Raw genomic sequence first — 12,330 nt, 5'->3', positions numbered from 1 at the left:
CCGCCCTCAGATGAGGTTGACGAAGACGCTCTTCGTCTCCGTGAAGGCGTCGATGGCGTAGGAGCCCATCTCGCGGCCCCAGCCGCTCAGGCCGATGCCACCCCACGGGGCAGCGGGGTCGATGAGGGGCAGCTGGTTGACGAACACGGTGCCGGCCCGCACCTCGGCCCCCACCCGGTGGGCGGTGCGGAGATCGCTCGTCCACACCACGCTCGCGAGACCGTAGTCGGAATCGTTGGCGCGCTCGATCGCCTCGTCGAGGTCGGTGAAACCGAAGATCGGGATGACGGGCCCGAAGAGTTCGTCGCGCGCCACCGCCATGTCGTCGGTCACTCCGGTGAGCACGGTGGGGCGGTAGAAGCAGCCGGAGGCGAGGGCGCCGTCGGCGCGCGATCCGCCGGTGAGGAGGGTCGCCCCTCCGGCGACCGCTGCCTGGACCGCGGTGTGCACCTTCTCGAGCTGCTCCTCCGAGATGAGCGGGCCGAGCACGGTGTCGGGGTCGCTGCCCGGGCCGATCACGAGCCTCTCGGCGGCTGCGGCGATCTTCTCCGAGAACTCCGCCAGCCGGGACTCGTGCACGTAGAAGCGCGTGTAGGCACCGCAGGCCTGTCCCGAGTTGAAGGCCGCGCCCTGCAGGTTGCCCTGCACGGCGGCGTCGATGTCGGCGTCGGCCGCGACGATGCTCGGCGCCTTGCCGCCGAGCTCGAGCGAGACCCGCTTGAGGTTGCCGGCCGCGGAGCGCACGATCTCCTGCCCCACCTCGGTCGATCCGGTGAACGAGACCTTGCCCACGCCGCGGTGCGCCACGAGGGCCTTGCCCACCTCGGGTCCGCCGGTCAGAAGGCTCACGACACCGGGAGGCAGGCCGGCCTCCTCGCACAGCTCGGCGAGCCGCACCGTCGAGAGCGGGGTCTGCTCGGCCGGCTTCAGGATGGCGACGTTGCCGGTGGCGAGGGCCGGCGCGAGCTTCCATGCCGCGATGGCGAAGGGCACGTTCCAGGGCGTGATGAGCGCGGTGACGCCGATCGGCTCCCGCAGCGTGTAGGTGAGCTGGCCGGGGATGGAGACCTGCGAGGTCTTCCCCTCCAGCTTCGTGGCGTAGCCCGCGTAGTAGCGGAAGACCTGGGCGCCGAGCGGCACGTTGACGTCGCGGGCCATGCCGATGGGCTGGCCGGAGTCGGCGACCTCGAGGGCGGCGAGCTCGTCGGCGTCGCGCTCGATCAGCTCGGCGACGCGCCAGAGCAGCCGGCCCCTGGCATCCGGGGTGAGGCCGCGCCACGCGGGAGACCGGAAGGCCTCCCGCGCGGCACGGACCGCTTCGTCGACGTCGTCACGAGTGGCCTCGGCCGCCGTGCCGATCACGAGTCCGGAGGCGGGGTCGAGGGTCTCCCTCGTGCCTCCGTCGCTCGCGTCGGCCCATCGGCCGCCGATCAGGAGCCGGGTGGGTGCGCTCATGCCGTCGTCGCCTTTCTTCAGGTGGATCGGTGGATCGGTGGATCTGTGGATCGGTGGTGCTGGGATGCCGCGCTGCCGGGTCGCGCGGCGATCGCTACTCGACCAGCGGGATCGTGTCGAGCGTGTAGACCCGATCCTCGGGAGCGACGTAGTCGGCCAGGTTCTCGGCCGTCCAGAACGTGGCCTCCACGATCAGGTCGGCGGCCTCGCCGTCCTTCAGCAGCTCGGCGGCCTTCACCATCGCCCAGCCGGTGGCCGGCGGGTTCGGGTCCCAGGTGCCCGTGAGGCGGCCCTGCTCGACGGCCTGGATGGCATCCGCGTCGCCGTTGATGCCGATCGTGATGACGCCGTCGTTCGAGCCGTCGTAGATGGTGCCGCCGGCCTGCGTGATGGCCGAGGAGGCGCCGAGTGCCGAAGCGTCGTTGTACGACCAGATCGCGTCGACGTCCGGGTACTGCAGCAGCAGGTCGGAGACGATCGAGGCCGCGGTCGCGCTGTCGTCGGCGGTGTTGTCGGTCTGGTTCACGATCGTGATGCCCGCAGCCTCAGCCGCTTCGGTGAAGCACTCGACCGTGGCGGTGATCGAGGCGACGGGCGGCCCGCCGATCACGATCACCTCGGCGTCTGGCTTCGCCGAGGCGATGTACTCGGCGGTCTGGTCGCTCGGCCCGCCGTCGAGGCACACGTGGGTCTGCCACGAGACGGTGCCGTCGAACTCCTCGGCCTCGCTGTTGAGGCCGATGAGCTTGACGTCCTGGCTGGCGGCCTGGGCGTAGGCGCTCCGCAGGGCGTTCGAGTCGAGCGCCCACAGTCCGATCGCGTTCACGCCGAGCTGCAGCATGGTCTGCACGTCGGAGACCTGCTTGTCGACCGAGAGGTTGGCGTCGAGGATCTCGTTGCTCCAGCCGAGCTCGGTGGTGGCCGCCCCGATGGTCTCGGCGATCTGCTGCTGGCCGGGCTGCGCGCCGACCGGCGTGGAGTAGCCGAGGCTCCAGGCGCCGGAGTCGTCGCCGCCGCCTTCCGCATCGGTGGTGCCGCCGCTGCAGGCGGCGAGCAGGAGGGCTGCGGGGATCAGCGCCGCGATGGCCACGGGTGTCTTGGACTTCATGTCGAACGACCTCTCTTCAGGATGTGTTGATTGGTGCTTTCGGGGTGATGCGGGGGCTCCTCGGCCTGTTTTCGGGCGTGCGGATGCACGGGAGCCCGAGGAGGGGCTGGTGGGGAGGGGCGGGGAGCGGGCCGGCCGGGGTCAGTCTGCCTCTCGAGGCGAGGTGCGGGCGGGGGCGGTCGCGGCGGGAGCGGTCACGGCGGGAGCGGTCACGGCGGGAGCGGCTGCGGCGACGAGCGCCTCCGCGGTGCGCTCGGCGACCGCCATGACGGTGATCATCGGGTTCACCCCCGGAGCGGTCGGCAGCGCCGAGGCGTCGCCGATCCACACCCCGGCCACGTCGTGCAGCTGCCCGCGGCCGTCGGCCACCGAGACGGCCGGGTCCGAGCCGAGCCGGCACGAGCCCATCTGATGGGCCGACATCGCGAGGTGGTCGCGCGGCGGCTCCGCGGCGAGCGCCTCGAGGAACGCCTCGAAGTCCTCTCCGTCGCGCCAGCGCAGGTCGCGCCAGAGGAAGGTGAAGATCTCCTTCGCGCCCGCGGCCCGGTGCATGCGGGCGAGCTCCTGGTGCGCGCGCACGCCCACGCGGTAGTCGATGTCGTCGTCGAGATCCCAGATCAGGGCCGCACGGCCCTCGTCGTCGAGCACGATCCGGCCGGCGCCGTGGTCGTGCGCCACGCCGTGCCAGGTGGCGTAGCGGTCGAAGGAGCGCATCCGGTCGCGAGCGGTGCGCCCTTCGGCGAGGGGACTGAGCCCCGCCCAGCTGCCGATGTTGAGCGAGAGCGACTCCACCAGGAACCCCTCGCCGTCGACCACCTCGGTGAGGTCGAAGCTCACGGCCGACTGGATCTGGCCGTGCCAGGCCTCGATGGCCTCGTCGTAGACGCCGGTCACGATCCAGGCCGGGTGCAGGCGCAGGTTCCGCCCCACGGCCGGTCCGCCGATGCCCGAGCGCAGCAGGAGCGCCGGCGACTCGATGCCGCCGGCGGCCACGACCACCGTGGGGGCGTCCACGCGGAGCGGACGGGGGCCGTCGGCGGTCTCGATGGTGCCGACCACGCCGGCTGCCCGGCCGTCGGCCGCGAGCACCCGGTCGACCCAGGCCCCGGCGAACACGCGGGCCCCCGAAGCGACGGCGTCGTCGAGGTAGGTCACCACGGTCGAGGCGCGATAGCCCTGCTGGTGCGTGCAGCCCTCGGCGCAGAACGGGCAGAACTCGCTCACGCCGTCGGCCACGAAGTTGCGCGGCAGCCGCTCGTGGGCGTAGCCGAGCTCGGCGAGGCCCGTGATCATGGCGCGGGTGTTCGCGTTGTGATGCGAGGCCTCGGTGTTCACGCCGAGGCGGCTCCAGACCCGGTCGAGGTGCACGTCGAACTCCGGGCCGTCGAGGCCCTCGAGGCCCTCACTCGCCCACAGCTCGCGGATCTTCTGCGGCGGCCGCAGGCTCACCATCGAGTTGATGAGGGTGCCGCCTCCCACGGCCGAGCCGGCGAGGATGCCCATCTGCCCGGTCTCGGAGAACAGGCCACCGCGGCCGAGGAAGAGCGGTCCGCCCTCGGCGCCGTGCTGGGTGCGCTTGGCGTCGACCACGTGCGGACCGGCGTCGAGCACGACGACCGAGAGGCCGGCCCCCGCGGCGCGAGCGGCGATCACGCCGCCACCGGCACCCGAGCCCACCACGACCACGTCGGCGGTGAGCACGACCTCGTCACCCGCCTTCGGCGTCTCGACCCGGAGGTTCTTGGGCGTCTCGCCCGGTGTGGCCGGACGGTAGGTGAGCGGGCCGTAGCCGAGGGCGGGCCAGACGGGGTTCGTGCCGGTCTCGTCGACCGCGTTGACGAAGGTGCCCATCGCCATGCTCTTGAGCTGGCGGACCGCGTTGCGGTGGGCGAGCGACGCGTCGCCGGCCGCGCGCAGCATCGCGACCCGCTCCCCCGACTCGGGGTCGGCATCCGCTTCGAGGAATCCGGTCGCCTCGAGGTGCTCGGCGAGTCCCGCGATCGCGCGGCGGAGCGTCGCGTCGAGGGTCGGCACCGCGGCGGCCACGGCCACGTCGATGCCTCGCGCGACGGCGCCGTCGCGGTAGTAGGCCTCGAGCACGGGGTCGCCGAGCGCGTCGGCCGGGGGCTCGAGCGCGGGCAGCAGGGCGTCGCAGACCGCCCTGACGATCTCGTCCTGCAGCTCCCGACCGGCGCCATGAGTGGCACTGCCGTGGGTGTGGTCGTTCTGGGTGAGGGTGTGCGTGTCGGTCATCGTCATCGTCCTTTCCGCCCGAATCGCAGCCAGCCGTACTGTCGCGCCACTCCCAGCGCGACGGCGAGGATGAGCACGATCCCGTTGACCGCGCCCCGCCAGAAGGAGGAGACGCTCGTGAGCGTCAGCCCGTTCTGGATCACGCCGAGGAAGAGAACACCGAGCACCGTGCCGCCCACGCCGCCCTCGCCACCGGTGTAGGCGGTGCCGCCGATCAGCACGGCGGCGATGACCGTCAGCAGCAGCGTGGCGTCGAAGGTCGGGGCCGCCCCGGCGAGCCGGCCCACCTGCACGAGCGAGGCGAGCGCGGCGGTGAAGCCCACGATCACGTAGACGAGCATCGTCGTGAGCCGCACGTTGATGCCGTTCAGCCGCGCCGCCTCGGCGTTGGAGCCCACGGCGTAGATGCCGCGGCCGAACTTGGTGTAGCGGAGCACCACCGCGGTGATGACCACGAGCACGATGTCGAACATGAGGATGAAGGGGATCCCGAACGCCTGCCCCAGCACGAAGTCGTTCACGAAGGCGAAGCCGGGGAAGTCGAAGACGTTGATGGTCTTTCCGTCGTTAAGCAGCAGGGCGATGCTCGCGAAGAGCGAGGCGGTGCCGAGGGTCACCACGAGGAACGGGATCCGCGCGTAGCTCGTGAGCACGCCGTTGAGCAGTCCGAAGACCAGGCCCGCGAGGAGCGTGACGGCGATGGCCGGGAGGGCGTCGGCTCCGCTCTGCAGCATGAGGCCGAACACCATGCCGGTGGCGGCGCTCGCGGCCACGATCGAGAGGTCGAGGCCACCCGCGAGCAGCACGAAGGTGGCGCCGAGGGCGAGCACGAGCGTGACGCTGTTGGCGCCCACGAGGTTCGTGATGTTGCCCCAGGTGAGGAACACCGGCTGGGTGAGGGCGAGGATGACCGTGAGGATGACGATGCCCGCGATCGCGCCGGTGGCAGGGCCGGTGGCGGCCGCGATGCGCGAGAGCACCGGACGGCGGGCCGGGGGCGCCGCCTTCACGTCGGTGCGCTCCGCTGTGGACTGGTTCATCGTGTCCTTCCCGCGCCGGCGACGGCGCTGGTGGGGGTGTCTGCGCTGGTGGGGGTGTCGGTGGAGATGACCACGGAGGGGTGGTCGCCCGGCCGGGTGCCGCTCACGGCGTAGGCCCCGAGCACCTCCTCGGTGAGGTCGTCGCCCGAGACGACGGCGCGGATGCCGCCGTGATGGAACACGGCCACGCGATCCGAGAGACCGATCAGCTCGGGCAGCTCGGAGGAGATCAGCACCACGGCGGCGCCCTTCTCGGCGAGGGCCTGGATGTAGCCGTAGATCGCGCTCTTCGAGCCGACGTCGACGCCGCGGGTGGGTTCGTTGAGCACGTAGACCGGGCAGCCTCGCGCGAAGGTGCGGCCGAGGATGGCCTTCTGCTGGTTGCCGCCCGAGAGCAGCGTGATGCGCTTGTCGAGCGAGGAGGTCTTCACGCCGTAGTCGGCGACCACCTTCGCGACGTCGCGGCGCTCGGCAGCGACCCGCACGAAGCCGAACCGGGTGATCGTGCCGAGCCAGGCGAAGCTGATGTTCTCGGCCACGCTCCGCGGCGGCAACAGGGCCTCGCGGCGGCGGTCGTCCGGCACGTAGCCGATGCCGGCCGCGATCGCGCGCCGGGGGCTGCCGAGGCGCAGCGGCCTGCCGCCCACCCGCACGTCGCCGCGCGCCGGGATGGCGCCGCCGAGGGCCATGGCCAGTTCGGCCTTGCCCGATCCGACGAGTCCGGCCACGCCCAGCACTTCGCCCGCACGCACCTCGAAGGCCACGGGCTGCAGGGCGCCGTCGGCGGTGTGCAGCCCCTCGACCTCGAGCACGACGCCCGCGGGCGCGGCCACGCGGCTGCCGTAGTAGTCGAGCAGCTCGCGGCCCACCATCATGCGCACGAGCTCGTGCTCGGCGGTGGCCGGAAGCGGGGCCTCGCCCGCGAGCGCGCCGTCGCGGAGCACGACCGCTCGCGAGCAGCTCGCGTAGATCTCGGGCATGCGGTGCGTGATCATGAGCACCGCCACGCCGCGCGCCGAGAGACCGGCCACGATGTCGAGCAGCCGGAGGGTGGCACCCTCCGAGAGCGAGCTCGTGGCCTCGTCGAGGATGAGCAGGCGCGCGCGGGTGGAGATGGCGCGGGCGATCTCGACCTCCTGCTGCAGCTCCACGCTCAGCGAGTCGACCCGGCGCTCCACATCGATGTGCACGCCGAGCTCGGCGAGCACCTCTGCCGCCCGGCGCCGGGTCTCGGGCCAGTCGACCGCGCCGCCGCGGCGGGGAAGGCGGCCGAGCAGCACGTTCTCGGCCACCGTGAGGGTGGGTGCGAGGGTGAGCTCCTGGCTGATCAGCACGATGCCGTGCTCGAGGGCCGCGTGCGGGTTGGCGAGCCGACGCTCGACCCCGTCGACGAGGATGCGCCCGCCATCCGGCTGGTAGAGGCCGCCGACGATCTTCGAGAGTGTGGACTTGCCCGATCCGTTCTCGCCGGTGAGCGCGAGCACCTCCCCGGCACGGATCTCGAGGCTCACGTCGTCGAGGGCCACGACGCCGGGGAAGCGCTTGACGAGGTTCTCGACCCGGATGAGGGCGGGCTCGGATGCGTTCACGATCGGCTCCCGGCGAGGAACGGCAGCACCACGGCGGCGACCTCGCCGCTCTTGTGCTCCAGAAGCGGGATGGTGCCGCCCTCGATCACGGCCGTCTCCACGACCACGGCGTGCACGAGGGCGTCGGCGGTCTTGGCCACGTCGGGCAGGGCGAACGGATCCTCGGAGGCGCCGATGACGAGCACAGGCGCGGTGACGAGGCCTATCCGCTCCTCCATCGCGTAGCGCGCGCAGGCGAGGTGGCCCTCGGCGGGCACGACCCCGGGGGCGAGGGCGTCGCGGATGAAGCGGTCGAGGAGGTCGGGCCGTGCACCCGGGTAATAAGGAGCGCGGAGGGACCACAGCGTGGTGAGGTGCGACCCGTCGGCGGCGGTCTCGGCCTCGTCGACGCCCGGGCCGTTCGCGTGGGCCTCGCGGTAGGCGGCATCCGTGTAGGCGGGCGAGGAGAGCACGACGGCGTCCACCCGATCCGGGGCGGCGGCCGCCAGCTCGACGGCCACGACCGCACCGGTGTGGTGACCCATCACGGCGAAGCGCTCGAGGCCGAGGGCGTCGGCCAGTGCGAGCGCGCCCGCGGCGAACTGCTCGATGCTCTGCGGGCCCTCAGGCTTGGCGCTCTGGCCGAAGCCGTACATGTCCATCGCGATGGCGCGGTACTCGGTGGCCACGAGGGGCAGCAGTTCGGCGTACTCATCGAGCGAGCGCGGGGTCTGGTGCAGAAGGAGAAGGGCGGGGCCCTCACCCGCCTCGGCGTAGTGCAGCTGGCCGAGCGGGGTGGCGGCGTAGCCGTACCGGACGGTGCCGGTGCCGGTACCGGTGCTCGTGCCGGTGCCCAGGCCGGTGCTCATCGTCGCTCTCCCCGGATGCCGCGGCCCTCCAGCCGGGGCAGCACCTCCTCGACGAAGAAGGGCAGCTCGTCGAGGTAGTTCATGAAGCTCAGCGTGGTGCCGGCGAATCCGGCGTCGGCGTAGCGCTGGATGAGGGCGGCGATGGTGTCCGGGCTGCCCACCAGCGGCGCGCTGCCGTAGCCCGCGGCGAAGCGGCTGCGGAACGAGCCGAGCATCTCGGGGGTGAAGGTCTTCGCATGCAGGCCCTGCAGGCGCATCGCGTTGTCGATGCCCTCCCAGTCGGCCTGCTCGTCGGCGTAGTAGTGCAGGAACTCCTCCGCCTCGGCGTCGGTGGGTCGGCAGACCACGTGGGTGAGGGTGATCGCGCCGGTGTCACGGCCGCGGGCCCTGGCATCCGCCGTGACCGACTGCACGATGGGGGCGCCGTCCTCGGGAGCGCCCACCACGGTGAAGACGTAGTCGGCGTTGCGGGCGGCGAACTCGCGCCCCTGGGTCGACGAACCGGCGTTCAGCACCGGGGGCAGCCCGCCGAACGACTTCGGCTTGCCGATGACGTGCTTCAGCGAGTAGTGCTCGCCGTTCCAGTCGAAGGGCTCCTCGGCGGTGAGCACGGTGCGCACGATGTCCCACCACTCCTGGGCGAGGGCGTAGCGGGCGTCGTGCTCGCTCGGCAGGTCGACGCCGAAGACCTCGTACTCGGGCTGGTTCCACCCGGCCACGATGTTGATGCCCGCGCGGCCGTGGCCGATCTGCGAGTTGGTCGCGAGGGCCTTCGCGGTGATCACGGGGTGGTTGAAGGCCGTGTGCACGGTGGCGAAGACGCCGATCCGCTCCGTGGCGGCCAGGAGCCCGGCCTGCCACGAGAGCGGGTCGAGGATCTCGCCGTGGAAGTCGGTCTCGCCGCCGTAGCCGATGAAGCGCGCGATGGGGAGCAGGAAGTCGATCCCGGCCTCGTCGGCCATCACGGCGAGTGCACGGTTGTCGTCCCACGAGCCCGACCAGCGTTCGGGCGCCTTGGTCATGGCGAGCCCGCCCGGGGAGTTCGCGCTGAACAGGCCGAGCTGGAAGTCGGTGCCGGTGTCGCCAGAGCGCAAGTGCTTCATGACACGCAATCTTTACGCCCGATCCGGGAGGTGACTAATGCGTAAACGGGAACACTATGCAGATTAGGCATAGCTCGGTGCGGCGCTATGTCAAGATTGTTTCGGGGATGTTTCCGCAGCATCGGCGGGGTTTCGATCTGATGACAACTGCGGCTGCTCGCTGAGCTCGCGCGCCACGGTCACCACGCAGGCGATGAAGTCGGTCAGCACCGGATCCTCCACCGCACCGCCGCGGATCGTGATCCCGATCTCCCGCGGCACGGTGTCGACGGTCACCGAGAGCGGTGCGAGCGCGGGGTCGGCGAGCACGAGCGAGCGCGGCAGCACGGCAACGGCGTCGATGCGGCGGAGGATGGGCCGGGTGGCCGTGATGGTCGAGCTCTCGATCAGGTTCCTCGGCTGGCTGAGGCCGTGCACGAGGAAGAGCCCGTCGATCTCGCTGCGGAAGACCGAGGAGTACCCGGGCACGATCCAGGGCAGGTCCATCAGGTCGGGCACACCGACGTCGCGGCCGAGCATCGGATGCTCCTTGCGCACCGCCAGCACGAGGGGATCCTCGTAGAGCCGCAGGTACTGATTCTCGCTCGAGCGCTCGGTGGGGATGCGGCCCACGAGCATGTCGAGCTCGTTGCGGCTGAGCATGGCGCGGAGGGCGTTCTGGTACTCCTCCACGAGCGAGATCGTCACCCACGAGGCGGTCTCCTTGAAGCGCAGGATCGCCTCGGGCAGCAGCATGTGCACGGTCGCGAGGTTGACGCCCACCCGCACGAGTCCCGTCGAGGCGCCGAGGGCGAAGTCGTCGAGCCGCTCGCCCGCCTGACGCATCGTGTTGAGCACGGCGGCGGCGTACTCCACGAAGATCTGGCCCTGGGGCGTCGGTGTCACGCCGCGGGGGCCGCGGTCGAAGAGCACCGTGCCGATCGCGGCCTCGAGCTCCTGCAGGCTGCGGGTGACGTAGGGCTGGGTCACGCCGAGCTCGGCGGCGGCCCCGCTCAGGGTGCCGTGCTCGGCCACAGCCTGCACGAGCACGAAGTGGCGCATCCGCACCCGGCCGTCGAGTAGCCTGCTCACGATCGATGCCATGGGGCCACAGTACGGCGTGGCCCTTTCATTCGCTTTTCTTGACGATCGACGCGAAGTCATGACAAACTGCCGCGACGAGCACGTCGCCTGCGTCACCGGGCACCCCGAACAGGAGCTGCACACGATGATCGACTCCCCCGTCTCCCCCGCCTCCGGGCGCGATTCCTTCCGCGCCGACGGCGACTACGAGAACCTCATCGGGGGCCGCTGGCGGCCGGCGGCCGGCGGATTCGACGCCATCGATCCGAGTGTCGGCGAGGCCTGGGCCGTGCTGCCGGAGAGCTCACCGGCCGATGTCGACGACGCCGTGCGCGCCGCTCAGGCGGCCTTCCCGGCCTGGTCGCGCACCTCGGCCGAGCAGCGTCAGCTCGTGCTGCTGGCCATCGCCGACCGCTTCGAGCAGCACGGCGCCGCCTTCGCGCCACTGCTCGCCACCGAGAACGGGCGGCCCATCCGCGAGGCGTTCGCGGGCGACATCCCCACCGTCTCGGCCATCTTCCGGTTCTTCGCGGGTGTCATCCGGGCCCACCACGGCGACCACGTGCCCGTCTCCGATCCGCACTCGCTGGTCTACACCGTGCGCGAGCCGCTCGGGGTGATCGCCGTCATCCTGCCCTGGAACTCGCCGCTCATTACGCTCGCCAACAAGCTCGCGCCCATCCTGGCCGCGGGCAACACGGCGGTGGTGAAGCCCTCGGAGTACGCGAGCGCGAGCGTGCTGGAGTTCCTGAAGCTCATCGAGGATCTGCTCGAGCCGGGAGTCGTCAACGTGGTGTGCGGGCACGGGGCCGTTGGGGCGGCGCTCTCGTCGCACCTCGACGTGGCGAAGATCACCTTCACCGGGGGCCCGGCCACGGCGCGCCTGATCCTCGGCAACGCGGCCCTCGCGCTCACCCCGGCGCTCATGGAGCTCGGCGGCAAGGGCGCGATGATCGTGGCGGAGGACGCGGATCTCGACCGTGCGGTGCACGACGCTCTCACCGGGATCTACATGGCCAACGGCGAGGCCTGCATCGCCTCGTCGCGACTGCTGCTGCACGAGCGGATCTACGACGACTTCGTGCACGAGTTCGTGCGGGTGGCCGACTCCATCCGGCTCGGTGACGCCACGGATCCCGCCACGGAGCTCGGGCCGCTCGTCTCGTCGCGCCAGCTCTCGCTCGTGCAGGAGCACCTGGCGACGGCGCGGGAAGACGGCGTCGGGTTCCTCACGAGCGGAGCGGCGCCCTCGGGGCCGGGCTTCTTCCAAGCACCCGTCATGATCGCCGACGACGACGGCAGCTCCCGGATCGCGCGCAACGAGGTGTTCGGTCCGGTGACGGTGGCGGAGCGGTTCAGCGACTACTCCGACGCCGTGCGCCGCGCCAACAGCACCCGGTACGGGCTCGCGGCCGGTGTCTGGACCCAGGACCTCGCGCGCGCCCACACCATCGCCGGGTCGCTCAAGGCGGGCATGGTGTGGGTGAACAAGTGGTTCGACCTGCCGGCCGGGATGCCCATGGGCGGCGTGGGCGACAGCGGCTTCGGCCGCGAGACGGCGGAGCAGACCCTCGACGAGTACTCGGCCACCAAGTCCGTCAACATCGACCTCGGAGCGCCCAGGGCGCAGATGTGGGCGGGGCAGGGCCGGTAGGTCCTGCTGCCGCCTCCTCGGGGTGAGCGGCGTGGGGTGGCGTGGAGGGGTGAGTTCCCAGGCGCGGTGGGAGGTGCTCGGCGGGGCAGTCGCGGTGGTGGCCGGACTCGCGGCGGTGGCGTTCCGGGCCGGATGGGCGCTTGCCGTGCGGAGGGCGAGGGATGCGAGTGGGCGGAAAGTATGCCACTCCGTGATCACGCTCCAACCACTGTCGGGAT

Annotated in this window: 9 protein-coding genes; 1 reads left to right on the top strand and 8 read right to left on the bottom strand. The window is 71.5% G+C overall.

Annotated features, from left to right (window positions below; all coding sequences use genetic code 11):
* Positions 1-6: 6 nt before the first annotated feature.
* The 8 genes from N1028_RS12460 to N1028_RS12425 all read right to left on the bottom strand — a co-directional run bounded on the left by N1028_RS12460 (position 7) and on the right by N1028_RS12425 (position 10,479).
* Positions 7-1,455, bottom strand: coding sequence for an aldehyde dehydrogenase family protein (locus N1028_RS12460; protein WP_259529404.1), 1,449 nt, complete (start codon positions 1,453-1,455; stop codon positions 7-9).
* Positions 1,456-1,549: 94 nt separating this feature from the next.
* Entirely contained in the window at positions 1,550-2,563 is a 1,014-nt protein-coding gene (locus N1028_RS12455) for a sugar ABC transporter substrate-binding protein (protein WP_259529402.1), read from the bottom strand.
* A gap of 141 nt (positions 2,564-2,704) precedes the next feature.
* A complete protein-coding gene (locus tag N1028_RS12450; protein WP_259529400.1) occupies positions 2,705-4,816 on the bottom strand; it encodes a GMC family oxidoreductase in 2,112 nt (703 codons plus the stop codon).
* 2 nt (positions 4,817-4,818) lie between these two features.
* Entirely contained in the window at positions 4,819-5,856 is a 1,038-nt protein-coding gene (locus N1028_RS12445; protein WP_259529398.1) for an ABC transporter permease, read from the bottom strand.
* The gene (locus N1028_RS12440) at positions 5,853-7,445 is read right to left on the bottom strand and encodes a sugar ABC transporter ATP-binding protein (protein WP_259529397.1); all 1,593 of its coding nucleotides are present in this window, start codon (positions 7,443-7,445) and stop codon (positions 5,853-5,855) included. The genes N1028_RS12445 and N1028_RS12440 overlap by 4 nt, the downstream gene beginning before the upstream one ends.
* The gene (locus tag N1028_RS12435) at positions 7,442-8,293 is read right to left on the bottom strand and encodes an alpha/beta fold hydrolase (RefSeq protein ID WP_259529396.1); all 852 of its coding nucleotides are present in this window, start codon (positions 8,291-8,293) and stop codon (positions 7,442-7,444) included. The genes N1028_RS12440 and N1028_RS12435 overlap by 4 nt, the downstream gene beginning before the upstream one ends.
* Entirely contained in the window at positions 8,290-9,396 is a 1,107-nt protein-coding gene (locus tag N1028_RS12430) for an LLM class flavin-dependent oxidoreductase (RefSeq protein WP_259529393.1), read from the bottom strand. Before N1028_RS12430 ends, N1028_RS12435 begins: the two co-directional genes overlap by 4 nt.
* A 90-nt stretch (positions 9,397-9,486) precedes the next feature.
* A complete protein-coding gene (locus N1028_RS12425; protein ID WP_259529391.1) occupies positions 9,487-10,479 on the bottom strand; it encodes a LysR substrate-binding domain-containing protein in 993 nt (330 codons plus the stop codon).
* Positions 10,480-10,537: 58 nt separating this feature from the next.
* Between N1028_RS12425 and N1028_RS12420 the strand changes: the two genes are divergently transcribed.
* Positions 10,538-12,112 (top strand): aldehyde dehydrogenase family protein, encoded by a 1,575-nt coding sequence (locus N1028_RS12420; protein WP_259529389.1) that lies wholly within the window; start codon positions 10,538-10,540, stop codon positions 12,110-12,112.
* Positions 12,113-12,330: the final 218 nt, after the last annotated feature.

It is taken from the genome of Herbiconiux oxytropis, from assembly GCF_024979315.1.
Lineage (GTDB): Bacteria > Actinomycetota > Actinomycetes > Actinomycetales > Microbacteriaceae > Herbiconiux > Herbiconiux oxytropis.
The sequence above is the reverse complement of the archived record's forward strand: the minus strand, read 5'-3'. Positions and strand labels throughout refer to the sequence as shown.

Excerpts from the sequence above, each read along its gene's own strand:
- N1028_RS12460 (WP_259529404.1), bottom strand. The coding sequence starts at position 1,455 with ATGAGCGCACCCACCCGGCTCCTGATCGGCGGCCGATGGGCCGACGCG.
- N1028_RS12455 (WP_259529402.1), bottom strand. The coding sequence starts at position 2,563 with ATGAAGTCCAAGACACCCGTGGCCATCGCGGCGCTGATCCCCGCAGCC.
- N1028_RS12450 (WP_259529400.1), bottom strand. The coding sequence starts at position 4,816 with ATGACCGACACGCACACCCTCACCCAGAACGACCACACCCACGGCAGT.
- N1028_RS12445 (WP_259529398.1), bottom strand. The coding sequence starts at position 5,856 with ATGAACCAGTCCACAGCGGAGCGCACCGACGTGAAGGCGGCGCCCCCG.
- N1028_RS12435 (WP_259529396.1), bottom strand. The coding sequence starts at position 8,293 with ATGAGCACCGGCCTGGGCACCGGCACGAGCACCGGTACCGGCACCGGC.
- N1028_RS12430 (WP_259529393.1), bottom strand. The coding sequence starts at position 9,396 with ATGAAGCACTTGCGCTCTGGCGACACCGGCACCGACTTCCAGCTCGGC.
- N1028_RS12425 (WP_259529391.1), bottom strand. The coding sequence starts at position 10,479 with ATGGCATCGATCGTGAGCAGGCTACTCGACGGCCGGGTGCGGATGCGC.
- N1028_RS12420 (WP_259529389.1), top strand. The coding sequence starts at position 10,538 with ATGACAAACTGCCGCGACGAGCACGTCGCCTGCGTCACCGGGCACCCC.